This is a genomic window from Noviherbaspirillum suwonense (genome assembly GCF_900182955.1).
Taxonomy (GTDB): Bacteria; Pseudomonadota; Gammaproteobacteria; order Burkholderiales; family Burkholderiaceae_D; genus Noviherbaspirillum_A; species Noviherbaspirillum_A suwonense.
Genome location: NZ_FXUL01000007.1, coordinates 68,235 through 86,991, shown reverse-complemented (window position 1 = coordinate 86,991; position 18,757 = coordinate 68,235). Strand labels below are relative to the sequence as shown.

Annotated in this window: 14 protein-coding genes; 6 read left to right on the top strand and 8 right to left on the bottom strand. The window is 61.9% G+C overall.

Going from position 1 to position 18,757, the window contains the following annotated elements; all coding sequences use genetic code 11:
• Positions 1–7: 7 nt before the first annotated feature.
• Positions 8–910: a LysR family transcriptional regulator gene (locus QOL82_RS11475; protein WP_283442399.1), complete on the top strand. Its 903-nt coding sequence runs from the start codon at positions 8–10 to the stop codon at positions 908–910.
• A 166-nt stretch (positions 911–1,076) separates the two neighbouring features.
• Here QOL82_RS11475 and QOL82_RS11470 read toward each other — a convergent pair whose 3' ends face one another.
• Positions 1,077–2,063, bottom strand: coding sequence for a Bug family tripartite tricarboxylate transporter substrate binding protein (locus QOL82_RS11470; protein WP_430438467.1), 987 nt, complete (start codon positions 2,061–2,063; stop codon positions 1,077–1,079).
• Between the two features lie 118 nt (positions 2,064–2,181).
• Here QOL82_RS11470 and QOL82_RS11465 point away from each other — a divergent pair, with 118 nt between their 5' ends.
• The gene (locus QOL82_RS11465; RefSeq protein ID WP_283442398.1) at positions 2,182–2,391 is read left to right on the top strand and encodes a hypothetical protein; all 210 of its coding nucleotides are present in this window, start codon (positions 2,182–2,184) and stop codon (positions 2,389–2,391) included.
• Here the strand turns inward: QOL82_RS11465 and QOL82_RS11460 are convergent.
• Together QOL82_RS11460 and QOL82_RS11455 are read right to left on the bottom strand one after the other, a co-directional pair.
• Positions 2,388–3,524 (bottom strand): acyl-CoA dehydrogenase family protein, encoded by a 1,137-nt coding sequence (locus tag QOL82_RS11460; RefSeq protein ID WP_283442397.1) that lies wholly within the window; start codon positions 3,522–3,524, stop codon positions 2,388–2,390. The genes QOL82_RS11465 and QOL82_RS11460 overlap by 4 nt on opposite strands.
• A 92-nt stretch (positions 3,525–3,616) precedes the next feature.
• Positions 3,617–7,138, bottom strand: a complete 3,522-nt coding sequence (locus QOL82_RS11455; RefSeq protein WP_283442396.1) for an indolepyruvate ferredoxin oxidoreductase family protein — start codon at positions 7,136–7,138, stop codon at positions 3,617–3,619.
• 133 nt (positions 7,139–7,271) lie between these two features.
• On the opposite strand from QOL82_RS11455, the gene QOL82_RS11450 reads away from it, so the two are divergent.
• Positions 7,272–7,730, top strand: coding sequence for an Lrp/AsnC family transcriptional regulator (locus QOL82_RS11450; protein WP_283442395.1), 459 nt, complete (start codon positions 7,272–7,274; stop codon positions 7,728–7,730).
• A 237-nt stretch (positions 7,731–7,967) separates the two neighbouring features.
• Here the strand turns inward: QOL82_RS11450 and QOL82_RS11445 are convergent, their stop codons facing one another.
• Complete coding sequence (locus QOL82_RS11445) at positions 7,968–9,269, bottom strand: MFS transporter (protein ID WP_283442394.1); 1,302 nt, start codon at positions 9,267–9,269, stop codon at positions 7,968–7,970.
• A gap of 75 nt (positions 9,270–9,344) precedes the next feature.
• Positions 9,345–10,760: an FAD-linked oxidase C-terminal domain-containing protein gene (locus QOL82_RS11440; protein WP_283442393.1), complete on the bottom strand. Its 1,416-nt coding sequence runs from the start codon at positions 10,758–10,760 to the stop codon at positions 9,345–9,347.
• Between the two features lie 221 nt (positions 10,761–10,981).
• Between QOL82_RS11440 and QOL82_RS11435 the strand changes: the two genes are divergently transcribed.
• Entirely contained in the window at positions 10,982–11,929 is a 948-nt protein-coding gene (locus QOL82_RS11435) for a LysR substrate-binding domain-containing protein (RefSeq protein ID WP_283442392.1), read from the top strand.
• Between the two features lie 294 nt (positions 11,930–12,223).
• On the opposite strand, the gene QOL82_RS11430 is transcribed toward QOL82_RS11435, so the two are convergent.
• Both QOL82_RS11430 and QOL82_RS11425 read right to left on the bottom strand, forming a co-directional pair.
• Complete coding sequence (locus QOL82_RS11430) at positions 12,224–12,796, bottom strand: nucleotidyltransferase family protein (protein WP_283442391.1); 573 nt, start codon at positions 12,794–12,796, stop codon at positions 12,224–12,226.
• Positions 12,797–12,960: 164 nt separating this feature from the next.
• Entirely contained in the window at positions 12,961–13,302 is a 342-nt protein-coding gene (locus tag QOL82_RS11425; RefSeq protein ID WP_283442390.1) for a YciI family protein, read from the bottom strand.
• 1,859 nt (positions 13,303–15,161) lie between these two features.
• Here QOL82_RS11425 and QOL82_RS11420 point away from each other — a divergent pair.
• Both QOL82_RS11420 and QOL82_RS11415 read left to right on the top strand, forming a co-directional pair.
• Entirely contained in the window at positions 15,162–15,884 is a 723-nt protein-coding gene (locus QOL82_RS11420; RefSeq protein ID WP_283442389.1) for a type 1 glutamine amidotransferase domain-containing protein, read from the top strand.
• 219 nt (positions 15,885–16,103) lie between these two features.
• Entirely contained in the window at positions 16,104–17,246 is a 1,143-nt protein-coding gene (locus QOL82_RS11415; protein ID WP_283442388.1) for a glutathione-independent formaldehyde dehydrogenase, read from the top strand.
• A 107-nt stretch (positions 17,247–17,353) separates the two neighbouring features.
• Here the strand turns inward: QOL82_RS11415 and dctA are convergent, their stop codons facing one another.
• Positions 17,354–18,718, bottom strand: coding sequence for a C4-dicarboxylate transporter DctA (dctA, locus tag QOL82_RS11410; RefSeq protein WP_283442387.1), 1,365 nt, complete (start codon positions 18,716–18,718; stop codon positions 17,354–17,356).
• Positions 18,719–18,757: the final 39 nt, after the last annotated feature.

The window sequence follows — 18,757 nt, the reverse complement described above, 5'->3', positions numbered from 1 at the left end:
AGCTCTTATGAATTACACGCTTCGTCAGCTCAATGCCTTCCTGCTGGTCAGCAAGCTGGGCAACTTCACGAAGGCCGCCGAGCGCATGCACATGACGCAGGCCGGCTTGAGCGTGATGATGCGGGAGCTCGAAGCCCAGTTCGGCAGCCGCCTGTTCGACCGCACCACCCGCATGGTCAGCATGACGGCGGCCGGCGAAAAGCTGCTGCCGGTCGCCCAGGCGGCCGTCGAGCAGCTTGAAAAGGTTGCTGCCGAAATCGGCGACATCAGCAAGAGCGCGCGCCAGACGCTGCGCGTGGCGGCGACGCCGCTGGTGTCGTCCAGCCTGCTGCCGGCGGTCTTCGGTGTTTTCCATCAAAGATATCCCGATCTCACGCTCCAGCTGTTCGACGACGACCTGAGCCGCGTGCATGCGCTGGTCGAGTCGGGGGAAGTCGATTTCGGGCTCGGCTTTTTCTTCAAGGCCGCGCGCGGCATCGAGCGTACGCTGCTGTGCTCGTTTCCGCTGATGCGGGTGACGCCGCTGCGCGACGGCACGCAGCAAGGCATACAGCCTGTCGGCAGGGTGCCCTGGAGCGCGTTGAAGGACGAGGTGCTGATTGGCCTGCCGTACGACAACCCGATCCAGCAGTTCGTCGACAGCCACCTGGTGAAGATCGGCCGCGGCAATGAGGACCGGCTGAGCTTTCGCCATTTCGACACGCTGATCGGCATGGTCGCGGCCGGCATGGGCAGCACGGTCATCCCGTCGTTTGCGCTGCTGGCCTGCCACCACCACCGGGTTGCGACGGACATCCTGGTCGACCCCGAGGAAAGCGTCGGCTTCTACCGCATTACCATGCGCGGCAAGGCCAAGCCGGAGCTGATGGCAGAATTCAGCGACACGCTGGTGTCGCTGCTACCGCGCTGAAGGCCGGCTGCCCGGGCGCGGGGATGCAGAGCAAGGATGCCTGGCGAGAAGGGCTGCGTCCGGGCGCGACGGCCGTGAACGCAGCGGAAAGCAGCGCGTCGGAACAATACGAAACGTCATGCAGTGCGGGCGGCAAAGGCGCGCCGCCCGCAAAGTCCGCGCCACCTTACTCGGCGAGCATGCCGGCGCTGCGCGCCACCTTGCCAAGCCGCTCGTATTCTGCGCGTCCCAGCTCGGTCAATTCCTGCGGGCTCGACCCGCGCGGCGAGAATCCCGCCTGCAGGAGCTTCTCCTTTACTTCCGGCATGGCCAACGCGTCGCTATAGGCGCGGCTCACCGCCTGGACGACGTCGGCGGGCATGCCGGCCGGCCCGTAGACGCCGAACCATGGTTCGACAACATAGTCCGGCACGCCAGCTTCGGCCATGGTCGGCACATTCGGCAGCGACGCCGACCGGGTCTTGCCGGTCACGGCCAGCGCGCGCAGCTTGCCGGCCTGGATATGCGCGAGCGAAGCCGGAAGATTGTCGAACATCATCGGCAGATGGCCGCCCAGCATGTCGTTGATCCCGGGCGCGCTTCCCTTGTACGGGACATGGGTCAGGCTGGTGCCGGTGCTTTGCGCAAACAGCACGCCGGCCAGGTGCATCGAGGTGCCGACCCCGGCGGTGCCATAGGTCGATCCCGGGGCCTTCTTCAATTGCTCGACGAGTTCGGCGACGTTTCGGGCCGGCATGGCGGGCACGACCTGCAGAACGATGGTGGACGTTCCCAGCAAGCTGATCGCCGTGAAATCCTTGCGCGGGTCGAATGCCATCGATTTGTAGATGTGCGGATTGAGCGCATTGGTCGAGATGGCGCCCATGCCCAGCGTGTACCCGTCCGGGGCCGATTTCGCCACCGCATCCATGCCGATATTGCCGCCCGCGCCCGGCCGGTTCTCGACGACCACCGGCTTGCCCAGCCTGGCGGCCACCCGCTCGCCGACCACGCGGGCAACGAGGTCGGTCGTGCCGCCGGCCGCGTAGGGCACGATGAAGTGGATCGGCTTATCAGGATAGGCGGCAGCCTGGGCGGCCAGCGCGCCGGTGGCAAGCAAGACCGCCGCCAGCAGGCGGCCGCTCATGTGCTTCAAGGGGGATTGGGTTGTCATCATGCGCTCCGTGTCATTGTTTTTGGTATTCGCCGGCCGCCGCAGCGCAACCGTGAGCCGATGCAGGGACCGCGCAAACCCGCGGGAACATCAGGCTTTAGGTCTTCTGGAGGGCCTGATGCATCCGATCGACCATGCGGTGGCGACGCTGCCGGCGAACCTTGAGTGTACCAAGAACGACTGTACTTCCTCGTTGCTGCGGCACCGGACGCGCACCGACTGCCGGGCCGCAGGCGCGCATCAGTGCAATGGCGATGAAATGCCGGGCGACGAACGTCCCGGACGGCAGATAACGCCTCGCCACGCTCAAGGCATTGGCCGGCCCTAGGCAGCGGCAATCGTTTTCGCGATCACCATTCGCTGGATGTCGCTGGTGCCTTCGTAGATTTGCGTCACGCGCGCATCGCGGTAGATGCGCTCCACCGGAAAGTCGCGGGTGTATCCGTATCCGCCCAGCGTCTGCAGCGCGGCGCTGCAGACTTTCTCGGCGCCTTCGGACGCAAACAGTTTCGCCATCGACGCCTCCTTGAGGCACGGCATGCCGGCATCCTTCAGCGCAGCCGCATGCAGCGTGAGCTGGCGCGACGCCTCGATCGTGGTTGCCATGTCCGCCAGCCGGAACGCGACTGCCTGGTGCGAGATCAATGGCACGCCAAACGACTGGCGTTCCTTCGCGTAGGCCAGCGCCGCTTCATACGCGGCGCGTGCCATGCCGATCGATTGCGCGGCAATGCCTATGCGCCCGCCCTCGAGGTTGGACAGCGCGATTTTGTAGCCCTGCCCTTCCTCGCCCACCAGCGCGTCGACTGGCACGCGGCAGTTTTCAAAACTGATTTGCGCCGTGTCCGACGCATGCTGGCCTAGCTTCTTCTCGACGCCCGCGACCCGGTAACCGGGAGTGTCGGTCGGCACCAGGAAGCAGGACATGCCGTGCTTGCCCCTGGACGGATCGGTCACCGCGATCACGATGGCGACATCGGCCTCGCGCCCGGTGGTGATGAACTGCTTGACGCCGTTGAGCACCCAGCCGTCGCCGTCGCGCCGGGCGCTGGTCGTCAGCGCGGCGGCGTCCGAGCCGGTCTGCGGTTCCGTCAGGCAGAAGCAGCCGAGCAGGCGACCCGTCGCAAAGCCGTGCAGGTAGCGTTCTTTCTGAGACGCCGAGCCGAACTTCGCGGTGATGCCGCACACCAGCGAATTCTGCACCGACACGATGGTCGACGTCGCGCCATGGCCCGCCGCGATTTCCTCCAGCACCAGGGCCAGGGTCACGTAGTCCATGCCGGCGCCGCCATACTGCTCGCTGACGGCCACGCCCATCGCGCTCAGGCCGCCGAGCGCCTGCAATGCCGCGCGGGGGAAGATCGCGTCCGCTTCCCATTGTTCCGCAAACGGCAGCAGCTGTTCCTGCGCGAAGCTGCGCATCGCATCGCGCACCATTTCCTGCTCCTGGGTCAAAATCATCTGGTCTCCGAATCGTTATGAAACGGCGCCGCTGTCTGCTGCGCGCCGCATTGATGCCTGTTCGCCTTGCCGGCTTTCCGCCGGGCCGCCGCTCAAGCGGCCTTGAACGAGATCGTCTTGTAGCCCGACAGGTCTACAGGACGATTGAACCGCTCCAGCATTGCCGCATTGTCCTTCTCGTACTTCACGATGGCCGCATGCTTCACCGGGCCATAGCCGCGGATTTCTGCCGGCAACTGCGCCAGCGCAGCGGCGGCTTCGTAGTTGTGCTTGCCGACGAGCCTGGACAGGTTCTCGATCATGCGGAAATACCCGGCAACCAGCTCGCGTTCGCTTTGCCGTTCCCGGGTGTAGCCAAAGGGATCGAATGGCGTGCCGCGCAGGCCGCGCAGCTTCGCAAGCCCCGCAAAGGCGATAAAAATCCATGGCCCGAAGCGGCGCTTCTTCGGCCTGCCGGTTGCCGGGTCGATGCGCGACATCAGCGGCGGCGATAACCAGACCGACAGTTTCTCGGTCGATGAAAACTGCTTCTCCAGCGAGGCCCGGAATTCGGGCGCGGCATACAGACGCGCGACTTCATACTCATCCTTGTATGCCATCAGGCGGAATCCCTGCTCCGCCACCGCCATCGAGAAGGCTTCCGAGCCATTCCCGACCCGCAGCTCGGCCTGCCGCGCCTGCCTGACGAGGTCCCGGTATCGCTGCGCGTAGGCGCTGTCCTGGTACGCCGCCAGTTCGTCCGCAAGATAATCGACCGTGCCCTCGAAGTCCGCCGGGCGTACGCGCGCCGCGGCGGCGCTGGCGCCACCGTCGTCATCGGCGTCGATCTTCGCCAGCATGGATGGATTGGCCGCGGCGATGCGGCCCCAGGCCAATGCGCTCTGGTTCATTGCCACCGCGGTGCCGTTCAGTTCGATCGCCCGTTCCAGCGCCTGCAGCGACAGCGGCACCAGGCCGCACTGCCATGCATAGCCCAGCATCAGCGTGTGCGCTGCCACCGTGTCCCCGAACAGGGTTTGCGCCAGGGTGCTGGCGTTGAAGCTGCGAAAGCGGTCTGCCGCCGTGCGCTCGCGCACGCGCTTGAGCATCTCGTCGACCGGCAGGCTGGCGTCCCGCTGCGCGACGACGTCGGCGGTCTGGGTCTGGTCCAGGTTCACCACGGCGGCGGTCCGCGCCGCCCCGAGACGCTCCAGGTTGTCGGGCGCCGCAGCGACGACCAGGTCCGTGCCGATCAGCAGATCGACCGCTGCCGTGCCGATGCGCACCGCATGAATCGCCTTGGTGCCGGACGCGATGCGGACCTGGCTGACCACCGCGCCATTCTTTTGCGCCAGCCCGGTGAAGTCGAGCACGCTGGCGCCCTTGCCTTCAAGGTGCGCCGCAGCGCCCAGCAATGCGCCCAGCGTCAGCACGCCGGTGCCGCCAATGCCGGTGACATAAATATTGTAGACGCCGTCCAGCGGCGGCACATTCACCGCGGGCAAATCCCTCAATGCGGCTGACTGCAGGTCCGGCAGCCGCCTGGCATCGGGCTTGCGCAATGTCACACCGTCGATCTCCACGAAGCTCGGGCAGAAGCCCTTGACGCAGGAAAAATCCTTGTTGCACGCGCTCTGGTTGATCTCGCGCTTGCGGCCGAAACCGGTGTCGATCGGCTGCACCGCGATGCAATTCGATTGCACCGAGCAGTCGCCGCAGCCTTCGCAGACGCGATGGTTGATGAAGAGGCGCTTGTCCGGGTCCGGGAAATCGCCGCGCTTGCGGCGGCGGCGCTTTTCCGATGCGCAGGTCTGCTCGTAGACGATGGCGCTGACGCCCGGCACTTCGCGCAGCGTGCGCTGCACCTCGTCCAGCGCGTCGCGATGATGGACCGTCACGCCCCTGGCCAGATCGGCATTGCCTTCCCAGCGCGCCGGGTCGTCGGAGACGAATGCGATCGTCTCGACGCCTTCGGCATGCAGCTGGCGCGTGATGCGCACCGGGTCCAGCTGCCCCTCGGCCTGCTGGCCGCCGGTCATGGCCACCGCGTCGTTGTACAGGATCTTGTAGGTGATATTGGTCCTGGCGGCAATCGCCGCGCGAATCGCGAGCAGGCCGGAATGCTGGTAGGTGCCGTCGCCCAGATTCTGGAATACGTGCGGCGTCTTCGAGAAAGGCGCCGCGCCTATCCATTGCGCCCCTTCGCCGCCCATCTGGCTGAACGTGGACGTCTTCAGCTTGGGATCGGACAAGGCCATCACATGGCAGCCGATGCCGCCGCCGGAGATCGACCCGTCCGGCGGCCTGGTCGACGTGTTGTGCGGGCAGCCCGAACAGAAAAACGGGCGGCGGACCGGCATGGCCACGGCTTGCGGCGCGAGCACGCGGGCTTCGAGTTCCGCCAGCCGGGCACGCAGCGCGGGCGCCCTGTCGCCAATGCGCGCCACCAGGGCCCTTGCCAGCATCAGCGGCGTGAATTCGAGGATCTCCGGCAGCAACGGCTTGCCGTCCTGGTCAGTCTTGCCGACGACACGGGGCCGCCTGGCGGCGGGTTCGTGGAACAGCGCATCCTTGAGCTGCGTCTCGACGATCGCGCGTTTTTCCTCGACCACGAACACTTCTTCCCGCCCGTCGACGAATTCCCTGATTCCCAGCGTTTCGAGCGGCCAGCTCATCGCGACCTTGTACACCGCCACGCCGAGCGCTGCCAGGTCTTGCGCATTCAAGCCAAGGTCCTCGACGGCCTGCATCAGGTCCTGGTGCGCCTTGCCGACCGTCACAATGCCCAGCCGGCCGCCTGCCGACGACACGACGGTGCGATCGAGCTTGTTGGCGCGCACCCATGCCAGCGCCGCCGGCAGCCGCTCGTTGATCAGCCGCCGCTCCAGCTCGGCGCGCTCCCCGGGCCATGCCACGCGCGGGTCCCAGTTGAGGCCGTGCGCCGGCATCATGAAATCGCCAGGGGTCACATATTCGGGACCGGGCGGCAACTGGATCGAGCCCGCGGTCTCGATGACCTCCGCGATCGTTTTCAGGCAGACCCACAGTCCCGAATAACGCGACAGCGCAATGCCCGCGAGGCCGAACTCGATGATTTCATCAAGGCTGGACGGCTGCAGCACCGGAATGGACGCAGCGGAAAAGATGCCGTCGGTCTGGTGCGGATACATCGACGACTGCGCGGCATGATCGTCGCCGGATACGGCTAGGACGCCGCCGAGCGCGGAGGTGCCGAGCATATTGGCAGTGCGGAACACATCGCCGGTGCGATCGACGCCTGGCCCTTTTCCATACCAGATGCCGAACACGCCGTCGGCCCGGGTTTCGCCATAGGCCTTGTGCATCTGCGCACCCCACAGCGCGGTGGCGGCCAGGTCCTCATTAAGGCCCGGTTGGAACACGATGTCATGCGCGGCAAGCACGCGGGACGCCTTCCAGAGCTGCATGTCATAGGTGCCGAGCGGCGAACCGCGATAGCCCGATACCAGGCCGGCGGTATTGAGCCCGCGCGCCCGGTCCAGCCTGCGCTGCATGATCGGAAGGCGTACCAGCGCCTGCGTCCCGGTGAGGAAGATTCGACCGTCCTCGCGTGTATATAAATCCTCGGCCGAATAGGATAAATCCACCTGTGCCATGCGTTCTCCAATCGCTTTTGTACGGTAAAAAGTATAGGGCGGGCACGCTAGCAATTGAGACCAAAAACGACTACGATTAATTGCCGTTTTAGATGTTTTGACCTACTGCTAAACTCGTAATAGTTCATTCATAATGAAACTCGATAAATTTGATTTCAAAATCCTTAATGCGCTCGCCAATGATGGACGCGTCAGCTGGCGCGACCTGGCGGAACAGATCGGGCTGTCGCTGACGCCGACACTGCGGCGCGTGCGCCTGCTGGAAGAAGAGGGATACATCCAGGGTTATTTCGCGCGTCTGGATGAGACGCGGCTGAGCGGGGAGCTGGTGGTCTTCGTTTCAGTCGCGATGGACAAGCAGGCGGTGGAAGCGCTGACCTTGTTCGAGGAACGGGTGGCGCAAGTGCCGGAAGTGATGAGCTGCTTCCTGATGACAGGCGATGCGGATTACCTGCTGCGCGTCGTGGTCCGCGACCTGCATACCTACCAGTCCTTCCTGGTCAATACGCTGACCCGGATACCGGGCGTCGCCCATATCAAATCGAGCTTTGCACTCAAGACCGTGCTGATGCGGAATGCGCCGCCCTTTTGATTTGGCGGCCTGGGCGCGCTTTTATGGCTTCGGACGAAAGCGCAGGCTGGTGCGAAGCGGCGCGGCATCGCATTCCGTGCGGCGTCGTTCATTAAAGGATGGTGCCCGATCACATCGACCGGACGCCAGACGCATGCGGCCGCCGTGAGCGGGGGAATGGGCTTTTAGCAGCGTCTCTGCGCCATCGCCCATTCCCCGCCGCCGGCGGCCTCGTCCCTTTAATGGCTTTAAAGATCGTCAGCGCAGCTTGGACGACGTGAAGAGCGTCAGCAGGCCGCCCATCAGCAGGCAGCCTGCCAGCATGTAGACGCCATTGTCGAGCGACCCGGTAACTTCCTTGATCCAGCCCATCAATGACGGACCGACGAAGCCGGACAGATTACCGAAGGAGTTGATCAGCGCAATGCCGGCCGCCGCCGCCGCGCCGCCCAGGTAGGCCGTCGGAATGCTCCAGAAAATCGGCAGCGCGCTCATGATGCCCATTGTTGCAATCGACATGCCTAGCATGGCAATCGGCACATTGGCATTGAATTTCACGGCAATGAGGAAGCCGATGGCGCCCAGCACCGACGGAATCGCGATATGCCAGCGCCGTTCGCCGCACCGGTCAGCGCTGCGCGCCATCAGCACCATTGCGATCACGCCGGCCGCCCATGGCAAGGCGCTCAGCAGGCCGATATTGAGCGCATCCTTCACGCCGGCGGCCTTGATGATCGTCGGCAGCCAGAAGCTGATGCCATACAGCGAAAAGACGAACAGGAAATAAATGATGCTGAGCAGCCAGGTACGGCCGCTGGAAAACGCCTTGCCGATGGTGGAATGGGATTTGGTGACCTCTTCCTTCTGCAGCAGCGCAACGACTTCGCGTCGTTCGGCTTCGGTCAGCCACTTTGCATCCTCGACCTTGTCGTCTAGGAAGCGCAGCAGGAAGAAGCCCGCAAGCACCGACGGAATGCCCTCGATCAGGAACATCCACTGCCAGCCCGCGAGACCCGCCAGGCCATTGGTGTCGCGCAGGATCCAGCCCGACACCGGCCCGCCGATGACGCCGGCAAGCGCAATCGCCGTCAGGAAAAGCGATGTTGCGCGGCCGCGCCGGTCGGCCGGATACCAGCGGGTGAGGTAATAGATAATGCCGGGGAAAAAACCGGCCTCCGCCAGCCCCAGCAGGAAGCGCAGCACATAGAACGAGGTGGCGCTATTGACGAACATCATCGCGGCCGACAGGATGCCCCAGGAGATCATGATCCGGGCAATCCAGCGTCGCGCACCGACCTTGTGCATGATGATATTGCTGGGCACTTCAAAGAAAAAATACCCGAGGAAGAACACGCCGGCGCCCAGGCCGTAGACCGCTTCGCTGAATTGCAGGTCGCTGAGCATCTGCAGCTTGGCAAAGCCGATATTGACCCGATCCAGGTAGGACAGGATGTAGCAGAACAACAGGAACGGGATCAGCCGCCAGGTGATTTTCTTGTAGATCCGGTCGATATTGGCCGTATCGTTGAAGCGCACGCCTTCTGCCGTGATGTCACTCATTTTTTTGTCTCCAATTATGGTTATCCGGCGATCGCCGGCTTGTCCCCTGCGGCCCTTTGCCGCCGCACTGCCGGCTCAATCGAGCTCGAATATCTTCCCCGGGTTCAGCAGGTTCATCGGGTCCAGCGCCCGCTTGATCGCGCGCATGACGTCCAGCGCGTCATCGCCCTGCTCCGTCCGCAGGAATTCCTTCTTGTGCATGCCGATGCCATGTTCGCCGGTGCAGGTGCCTTCCATCGCCAGCGCGCGTTCGACGATCCTGGCGTTGATCCCCTCGGCTTCCTCCCGCTCCTCCGGCTTGTGCGGGTCGATCAGGATGATCACATGGAAGTTGCCGTCGCCGACATGGCCCACGATCGGGCATGGCAGCGACGACGCCTGCAGATCCGCGTCCGTCGCGGTCACGCATTCGGCCAGCCGGGAAATCGGCACGCATACGTCGGTGACCACGGCCTTGCAGCCGGGCTTGAGCTGCAGGGCGGCGAAGTAGGCGCTATGGCGCGCATTCCACAATTTCTTGCGGTCCTCGGGATGGGTAGCCCATTCGAAGCGATGGCCGTCGTTGCCCGCCGCGATCTGCTGCACCGTTTCAGCTTGTTCGGCCACGCCGCTGGCGCTGCCGTGAAATTCGAAGAAGAGCGTCGGCATTTCGGCGAGATCGAGCTTGTCATGCCGGTTGATCGCCCGGATCGACAACGCATCGACGAATTCGACCCGCGCAATGGGCACGCCCATCTGTATCGTCTCGATGACGGTCTGCACGGCGCTGGCGACGGTTGGAAAGGCGCAGACCGCCGCGGAAAGCGCTTCCGGCTGCGGGAATACGCGCAGCGTGACCTCGGTGATGATGCCAAGCGTGCCTTCGCTGCCGACATAGACGCGCGTAAGGTCGTAGCCGGCCGACGACTTTCGCGCGCGGGTTCCGGTCTGGATGATCTTGCCTTCGGGCGTGACGACCGTCAGCGCCAGCACGTTCTCGCGCATGGTCTGGTAGCGCACGGCATTGGTGCCCGACGCGCGGGTCGCGCACATGCCGCCGATGGACGCGTCGGCGCCGGGATCGATCGGGAAGAACAGGCCGGTATGCTTGATTTCCTCATTCAGCTGCTTGCGCAATACGCCTGCCTGGACCGTGACGGTCAGGTCTTCCGCATGGACCGCGATCACGGCATTCATGCCGCTGAGGTCGAGGCTGATGCCCCCATGCGGAGCGAGGAAATGGCCTTCGATCGACGTGCCGGCGCCGAACGGAATGACAGGCACGCGATGCTGTCCGCAAAGCCGGATTACGGCCGCCACTTCGTCGGTGCTGTTGACGAACGCGACCGCATCGGGGGCGATGATGCCGAACGGCGATTCATCCTTGCCGTGATGCTCGCGCACCGGGAGGGACATCGTAAAGCGCGCCTCGAGCAAGGCGCTCATTGCTTCCTGGAATTGAGCCGGTAGGGCCGTCTGCCCTGCATGCGTGCGATTGAATAGTGCAGTCATGGGTTGTCTCCGTTCTAATGCATCGCCACGGCCTGCAGCACTTTGGCGATGGCTGAATGACGGCACAGGTTACTGTGAAACCAGACGCGGGACGTCATATCGATTGCATATCCATTGTTCTCGTTTCGAGATGACTCGATACGGAATACCTGCGAAGATGATCGGGTAATTGGAAAAAGGAAAGAAGCGCCAACAAGAGGCATAGGCCCGGAGACGAATAATTGGAAATCAGGCAAATCAGGTATTTTCTAGCCGTGGTCGATAGCGGCAGTGTTTCGCGCGCGGCAGGAAGGCTGTTCGTGGCGCAGTCGGCGCTGAGCAAACAGATATCGGACCTGGAGGCCGATCTCGACGTGCAGTTGCTGCATCGCAGCCGCAGCGGCGTCTTTCCAACCGAAAGCGGCAAGGTGTTCTACGAATATGGCAAGGCCATCCTGAAGCAGATGGGCGACGCCCGGGAAGCCGTGCATTTCTCGACCGACGCCATCTTCGGCAATGTCGTGGTCGGCGTGCCGCAAAGCGCGTCGGTGGCCCTGGCGCTCCCGCTGATCAATGCCGTGCAGGCGCAGTTGCCGAATATTTCCCTGCACATCAACGAGGAACTGACCGGCAATTTGCTCGAACAACTGTGGCAGGGCCGCGTCGACCTGGCAGTCTTCACCTCGAACGTCCGCCTGCAGGGCTTTTCCTTCAGCCCGATCGCGGAAGAAGATTTCTATCTGGTGAAGCCGGCGCACGTCCCGCAGGCGAACAGCTCCGACCAAGCCGACATCAGCCTCCAGGAGGCGCTTGCCGGGCCGCTGATGCTGTCGGGCCTGCAGCACAGCCATTGCATCCGCACCATCATCGAGGAGACCGTGGTGCGGCAAGGCATGCGCATGCCCTCGCTGTTTGCCGAGATTAATTCCGTGCACATCCTGAAAAGCGCGGTCGAGGCCGGCAAGGGCAACACCATCATGCCGCTGGCCCTGGTCGAGCAGGAAGTCCTGCAGGGCCGACTCACGGCCAGGCGCATCGACCCGGCCCAGATATCCCGCACGCTGGGCATCTGCATGTCGAACAACATCCCGGCGACGAATGCGAAGCGGGCCGTAGCAGAGCTGATCATGCGACTGGTGGACGAGCTATGCGACAGTGGCAGGTGGCCGTCATTGCGTCGCACGGTCTGACCGCCGTGCGTCTTTCGATACCGCCCGACAGCACGCCTTTTTCAGAACGTCCTTCCTGCCGGACGCCTTCGGCGCGACACTGACGGCCCTTACCCGCACCGTCGCAAGATGCGCAGCGCCGCGCATGCCCGACGCCGCGCGCACATTTGCCGCGCAAGCCTGTGCCCGGCAGCGGACCAAAGAAAAGGTTTCGCCGCTTCAATCGCTAAAAGCTGGGGATAAAGAAGTCGTCCTGTTTTGCAGCAGGAACGGATCAGCGCGCCCTTTGACCGATGTTTAAGCCAAGCGGTGGGTTCAATCCGGTTCGACGGGCGGCATTTCGATCCTGAGGCTGGGCCAGACGGCTTGCCAGTCCTTGCTGCGAATCCGATCAACATAGATCGAGCGCTTTTCGGTCCCGAACCGTTCTGTTGGCCGCACGAGCAGCGCGAAAAAGTCGGTCAGACCAAAGGGCGCAGCGACGTCGATGACCCCCTGATCATTAAGCCGGACGCCCACCGCCGTCGCCGTTTCTGGCCAATAACGCATCGCGTCCGTCGCAGACGAGTAAGGTTGATCCGCGTTACGCTCATGCATACGTGCCTGGTTCTTGACTGACCATTCAAGCGTGCTGTCCAGCGAATATAACGTCGATTGCATTACAGCGTCGTGCCCCGGCCACACCTGTATTGGATCGTACCAAATCACATCGATATCGCTCGGCAGTGGCGACGGCGAACGCCGGTGCCGATCGTCCCAGACACAGCTACGCACGAATCCCGCCGCAACCCAACAATCGGGCAGGTCAAGCCCTCGCACGATACGGAGGATGCGCATCCGTTGCTCATCCGCAGCGATCAGCGACTGCAGTTGTCCAAATAAATCCATGAACATTTCTTTCAATGTGCCTGTCGGGATTGGCGCCGCTATCTGAGGGGCCGACTTGCGGAATGACCACCCCTGGCCGAACCCGGCAGCGCATTTTCGCGCATGCGTAGAGGTTGCACGCAATGCTGACCCAGCTAAGGCGCCTATCTTGCCGCTGCTCCTGTTCAGCTTTCCGGGTCGTAGTAAAACTCGCGAAGCTCTTGTGCACAGCGGCAGGCTGCAGCCATTTTCGCGGCCCATTGGACGGCAACTGCCCTGGACGGAAGCTCTAAGACACAAAAGCCCCCATCGAATTCCCGGAACTGGCGGTATGACTCCGTTGTGCAGCTTCCGTCCGCTGCAACCATCACTGGCGCGACTTCACCGTTGATTCCGCCGCCAAACACGTAGACCCCCTCCGCTTTCGCCTGTCGGACAACCGCATGCGCCGCAACACTCACATCAGGCATGTCCTCGGCTGGAACATTCAGCGCACTCGCGGGAAAGGCAATAAGATACTTTGTCATGATTTCATTCTCTACTGTGGTGAAGTTTCACATACGGAAAGGGTAAGGAGACGTCAGCGGCAGCGCCGGCTACCCTGCGACATTTGCTGCCCGACTCCAGGCGGTGAGTGTCCGGCAGTTGTCGATCAACAGTGACCAGTCGCCCGTGTGCTCTCAATGCCGCCTTACTCTTCCATGGCAGGCGCTTAGCCTTGACGCCCCAGTGCTGGTCGAATCCCACAGCGCTGGCCACCATGGGTATGGCATCATTGACTGCCGGTGAAAAGGGAACAGTCACAATGTCCACCTTGCAAGAATCCGTCATCATCCTAAGCCTGTCTCTGGGCATGCCAGCTGCTTCCGCCATTGCACACCCGCCACGTTTACGATTAGATTTATAGTATGCAGTCTAGCTTCAGGAGGAAATATGGGATACCGGGATCTACATGAACGCCACATTTCAGCAAAAGAGCGAGAAAAACTCGCGGCCGACCGCGTAACGCGCGCGACGACGGAGGCCGAGAAGGAGAAAGCCCAACGATGGGCCGAAGCGTGGGGGGCCGTCTCGCGCGTGCATCCGTTACGCCGGAGTTGAACGGGTCAATTGATCAGTTCTTTCCGTTCCGAAGCCAAGCCGATTCAGTGCGGGTTTCTCCTGCATTTATGTAGGGGCACCGATGCATCACGAGCCAAAATAGATGTCCAAACCGCGTAGCTCGACCGTCTGGTCGCTGAGTCAAACCGAACAAAAGCAAATGATGCAAGATGGTGATGCGGACTGCAGCTCCACGCTCTGATAGCTTGCCGCCCTCAGGGGTGATCTGCATTTAGTCATTGTGAGGCCAGCGTCTACCCAAAAAGCCACGCTGGCTTCACCACCATTAGACCCGGCCTGCTCTGGCATTGAATGCAATATAGCTAGTTCAAATAGCCCCGAACACAACCGCTGGCTTCACCGCAGAGCCGGGCTGACTATGCTTCAGTTCGGCGCTCGCTCACGTAGGCAAAAACGCTCGGCGGAAGCCGTGTGTTGGACGAAGCCAGGTAAATCCCGACGTGAAGCGAAGGGGGTGTTTGGTAGATCAATTCCCCATTCAATTCATCCACGATTGTTTGGTTTAGCATCTGTTTATGAGTTCTGTGTAACCTGTGGCTTTTCTGCCGCTTTCATAAAATCTTGCGCAGATCGGCATTCGAGTCGATCGATACATTTTTCCATTTCCCCGTGCTCATCGATGCGTGCCAACCAGGGCGCGCGGGAAACCGTCTTCACTGATCGTCCTTGTCCCATAAGGGCCAGCGCGTGAGCGACCCCGGTCTCCAGCAAGCTCGACATTCTCCTTCAGCATCGCGTCTCATCGATAGCAGAAAGCCGCAACTAGCTCGACTGACAGCGCTCGACGTTATCCCCTACCTGGATCGAAACCGAAAGGCTGATGGGAGGGTCCGGATGTTGGTGCCGGAGGCGTCCCATTCTGAAAGCAGAATAAACTGCAGCCGAAGCGTGCAGAGTCGTTGTTTTGACACCGTGATGTGTTCGCCTTTTTATTGAACTTCCGTGTGCAAAGCAGTTCACATTCCTACACTGAGTCCGTGATGCCGCCGACCTTCTCGCATCTTGCGAAGGCCGCGGATCGTCAAACTCTACTAGGAAGAATACCTTCATGGCCAATGAAGATGCAGCCATGGCTGGTCCGGCGGTATCGGAGTCGCCGAAGCTGGCCCCACCGGGACATCATCGCGCCACCGCGAAATGGGAACTGGTATCGGTCCATGAATCAACGGCAGCGCTACGTGTTCAAACGAAGCCGCGCCGGCGATCTCCTGCTGAAGTAGCGCGACGCGCGCAAACGAGTTCTCCCCCGTATTAGAGGACATATATGCCTGCACTGAATACACTAAAGGGCCGCCGCATCGCCGTGCTGGCAGTCGACGGCTTTGAAAAGGTCGAACTCACCGTGCCCGTCGCAGCGCTCGAGGCAGCAGGAGCGAAGGTCGACATTGTATCGCTGCATGCCGGGCGGATCCGTGGCGTCAATCTGCATGAACCGGCAAGCATGGTGCGCGTCGATAAAACGCTGGACCGGGCAACCCCTTCGGAATACGACGGACTGCTGATACCGGGCGGATTCATCAACCCGGACCTTTTGCGCCAGTCCGCCAAGGCGCGTGATTTCGTGCGCTCGTTCGACCGGCAGGGCAAGCCGATTGCAACGCTCTGCCATGGACCCTGGCTGCTGGCGTCCGCGGGACTCACCTCGGGAAGGACCATGACTTCCTGGCCGGGGATACGCGATGACATGGTAAGCGCAGGTGCCACCTGGCTGGACAAGGAAGTGGTAAGGGACCGCAACTGGGTGACCAGCCGCGGACCACAGGACATGGTGCCGTTCGTCGGCGCGATGACTGCGTTGTTTGCAGGCGCCGCGGACGAGCAGCAAGCTGGTCGACGCACCCGTTCGGATCCGCAGCGGGAGCAACCGCCGGCGGTCGTGGTAGATGCCATGCGCTGGTTACCGCGCCCGGCATTCCGGATCCTATTGGGCGTGGCATTGCTCGGCGCGGCGATGGCGGCGGACCGCCGGCGCGTGGGTAATCCCTGAGCCAAACGACGGAACATCATCGGCGATCGCAGGCTGCGGCGTCAAACGCCCGTTTCCAGGTCGCGGATCTGTAATGAATATTGCTTGATATCCTGAGTTGTCGAGGCCCCGTGCCCAATCGGTGCGGGCAATGTGGTCACGCTGTCCGGTCCGGTTCACCGACCCATGCATTCAAGGGCGCTGCGTCTGGCAGGCACGCGTGTGAACCGGAGAACTGTGATGAAAGCTGTCGTTTATAGAGGGCCGCGCGATGTCCGCGTGGAAAATGTGCCCGATCCGAAAATCGAGCGTCCAACGGATGCGATCGTGGAGATAAAAAGCACCAACATCTGCGGTTCGGATCTGCATATGTTTGAAGGCAGGACCGACTTCGAAGCAGGAAGGGTTTTCGGGCATGAGAATCTCGGCCAGGTCAAGGAGGTGGGGCCAGCTGTCGAGCGCCTTGAAGTCGGGGACTGGGTCTGCATGCCATTCAACGTCAGCTGCGGCCACTGCCGGAATTGCGAAAAGGGATTGACAGCATACTGCCTGAACGCCAACGAACCCGGCCTTGCCGGCGGTGCCTATGGCTTTGCCGACATGGGCCCGTGGCAAGGTGGCCAGGCAGAATACCTGCGCGTTCCCTGGGCCGATTTCAACTGCCTGAAGCTGCCTCCGGATGCCGAGAAAAAGCAGAACGACTACGTGATGGTCGCGGATATCTTTCCGACCGGCTGGCATGTGACGCGGCTGGCCGGCCTTTGTCCAGGCGATGCGGTGGTGATCTATGGCTGCGGTCCGGTTGGGCTGATGGCGGCGCACTCGGCAATGATCCAGGGTGCCTGCAAGGTGATGGTGGTGGACCGCCATCCGGATCGGCTGAAGCTGGCTGAATCGATAGGCGCGATCGCCATCGACGATTCCAAAGGGGACCCGGTGCAGCAGGTCCTCGATGAAACCCATGGCAAAGGCGCGGATGTTGGCTGTGAATGCGTCGGCTACCAATGCCACGATCCTGCCGGCAAGGAAGTGCCGAATGCGACGATGAACGACTTGGTGAAGTCGGTCAAGTTCACCGGGGGCATCGGTGTCGTCGGCGTGTTCGTACCGCAAGACCCGGGCGCAGCCGACAAGCTGGCGAAGAAAGGCGAGATTGTCTTTGACTGGGGGATGTGCTGGTTCAAGGGCCAGCATATCGCCACCGGCCAGTGCAATGTCAAAGCCTATAATCGCCAGTTGCGTGACCTGATCCATGCCGGCAGGGCAAAGCCCTCTTTCCTCGTGTCGCACGAGATCGAACTGGGCAAGGCGCCGGATGCTTACCAGCACTTCGATGCGCGTGATCACGGCTGGACGAAAGTCATCCTGAAGCCTGGAAAATGAAAAGATTTTTGTTGACGTTATTAGCCGATGTCGCCGGCGAGCCGGGTGCAGGGACAGCCTTTTAACCTGCCCGGCTTGCTGAGGCGTGCATTTGGCATGCGCCCAGGTCAACGCGTCCGGTAGCCTGCGGACGTGACCGCTTGTGCCGCGCGCAAATGGGGCGGGACTGGTTGCGGGGCGACGGTTTCTTCATCGAAATCGACGTCGACCTCGCGGTCCAGCACCGCTCGTGCGCGCTGCATGTCGATGGCGCCCTCCCAGCGGGCCACTGCAATCGTTGCCACGCCGTTGCCGATGAGATTGGTCACGGCTCGCGCCTCATTGAGGAAGCGGTCCACGCCCAGCAGCAGCACCAGTCCGGCCACAGGTATATTCGGCATTGATGCCAGTGTTGCAGCAAGCGCGACAAAACCCGCGCCCGCGACTCCGGCCGACCCTTTCGACGTGAGCAGCATCACACCGAGCAGCAATACCTGATCCCAGATCGACAAGTGAATATTCATTGCCTGCGCTATGAAAAGCGAGGCCATCGTGAGATAGATGGCGGTCCCGTCTGCATTGAATGTATAGCCCGTGGGAAGCACCATGCCGACAACCGGCTTTGCGCACCCCAGCTTTTCGAGCTTGACCAGCATCTGGGGAAGCACGGCTTCGGTGGAAGCCGTCCCAAGGGTCACGAATATTTCATCCTTGATGTAGCGTAAGAATTTCCAGAGAGACAGTCCGGACATCTTCATCACGATGCCAAGAACGACCGCGATAAAAACGGCAGAGGTCACATAGAGGGCGAGTATCAGCTGTCCATAGGACGCTAGCGTTCCAATTCCATATTTTGCGACCGTGAAGGCCATTCCTCCAAAGGCGCCAACCGGCGCAACGTACATCACGATGCGCACGATGCCGAACATCCCATGCAGGAACATGTCGAGCATGTCAACCAAGGGCGCGGCCTTCGCGCCAAGCCGTCCAAGCGCGATGGCAAACAGCATGGAAAACAGAATGATGGGAAGCATCTCTCCGCTCGCAAAGGCGCCGACCACGCTGTTCGGAACGATGTTCATCAGGAAGTCGAAGAACCCGTGCTTCTGGGCCGCCTGTGTGTAAGTGCTGACCGCCGCTCTGTCGATTTTCGCAGGGTCGATGTTCATGCCGCTGCCGGGCTGGAAGACGTTGCCCACGACCAGGCCGACGATAAGCGCAAGCGTGGAAGCAATCTCGAAGTACACCACGGCTTTCACGCCCACCCTCCCGGCCTCGTGAATATTGTTCATCCGCGCGATGCCGACCACCACCGACGCAAAAATGATCGGGGCCAGGAGCATCTTGATCAGCTTGATGAAGATGTCGCCGAGCGGTTTGAGTTCCGCGCCGATATTTGGGGCGTAATGACCCAGGAGCACGCCGGCGATGATGCCGATTAGAACCTGGACGTAGAGTTTTGAGAGGGAATTCTTGATTCTAGCGAGCACCATGTCGATCTCCAATATGGGCATTTATAATGAAATTTCATT

Bases quoted from the DNA above. Each gene is read 5' to 3' on its own strand.
- QOL82_RS11445 (WP_283442394.1), bottom strand. From the start codon at position 9,269: ATGAGTGACATCACGGCAGAAGGCGTGCGCTTCAACGATACGGCCAAT.
- QOL82_RS11455 (WP_283442396.1), bottom strand. From the start codon at position 7,138: ATGGCACAGGTGGATTTATCCTATTCGGCCGAGGATTTATATACACGC.
- QOL82_RS11470 (WP_430438467.1), bottom strand. From the start codon at position 2,063: ATGACAACCCAATCCCCCTTGAAGCACATGAGCGGCCGCCTGCTGGCG.
- QOL82_RS11460 (WP_283442397.1), bottom strand. From the start codon at position 3,524: ATGATTTTGACCCAGGAGCAGGAAATGGTGCGCGATGCGATGCGCAGC.
- QOL82_RS11430 (WP_283442391.1), bottom strand. From the start codon at position 12,796: ATGGATTTATTTGGACAACTGCAGTCGCTGATCGCTGCGGATGAGCAA.
- QOL82_RS11450 (WP_283442395.1), top strand. From the start codon at position 7,272: ATGAAACTCGATAAATTTGATTTCAAAATCCTTAATGCGCTCGCCAAT.
- QOL82_RS11415 (WP_283442388.1), top strand. From the start codon at position 16,104: ATGAAAGCTGTCGTTTATAGAGGGCCGCGCGATGTCCGCGTGGAAAAT.
- dctA (WP_283442387.1), bottom strand. From the start codon at position 18,718: ATGGTGCTCGCTAGAATCAAGAATTCCCTCTCAAAACTCTACGTCCAG.
- QOL82_RS11425 (WP_283442390.1), bottom strand. From the start codon at position 13,302: ATGACAAAGTATCTTATTGCCTTTCCCGCGAGTGCGCTGAATGTTCCA.
- QOL82_RS11475 (WP_283442399.1), top strand. From the start codon at position 8: ATGAATTACACGCTTCGTCAGCTCAATGCCTTCCTGCTGGTCAGCAAG.
- QOL82_RS11420 (WP_283442389.1), top strand. From the start codon at position 15,162: ATGCCTGCACTGAATACACTAAAGGGCCGCCGCATCGCCGTGCTGGCA.
- QOL82_RS11465 (WP_283442398.1), top strand. From the start codon at position 2,182: ATGCATCCGATCGACCATGCGGTGGCGACGCTGCCGGCGAACCTTGAG.
- QOL82_RS11440 (WP_283442393.1), bottom strand. From the start codon at position 10,760: ATGACTGCACTATTCAATCGCACGCATGCAGGGCAGACGGCCCTACCG.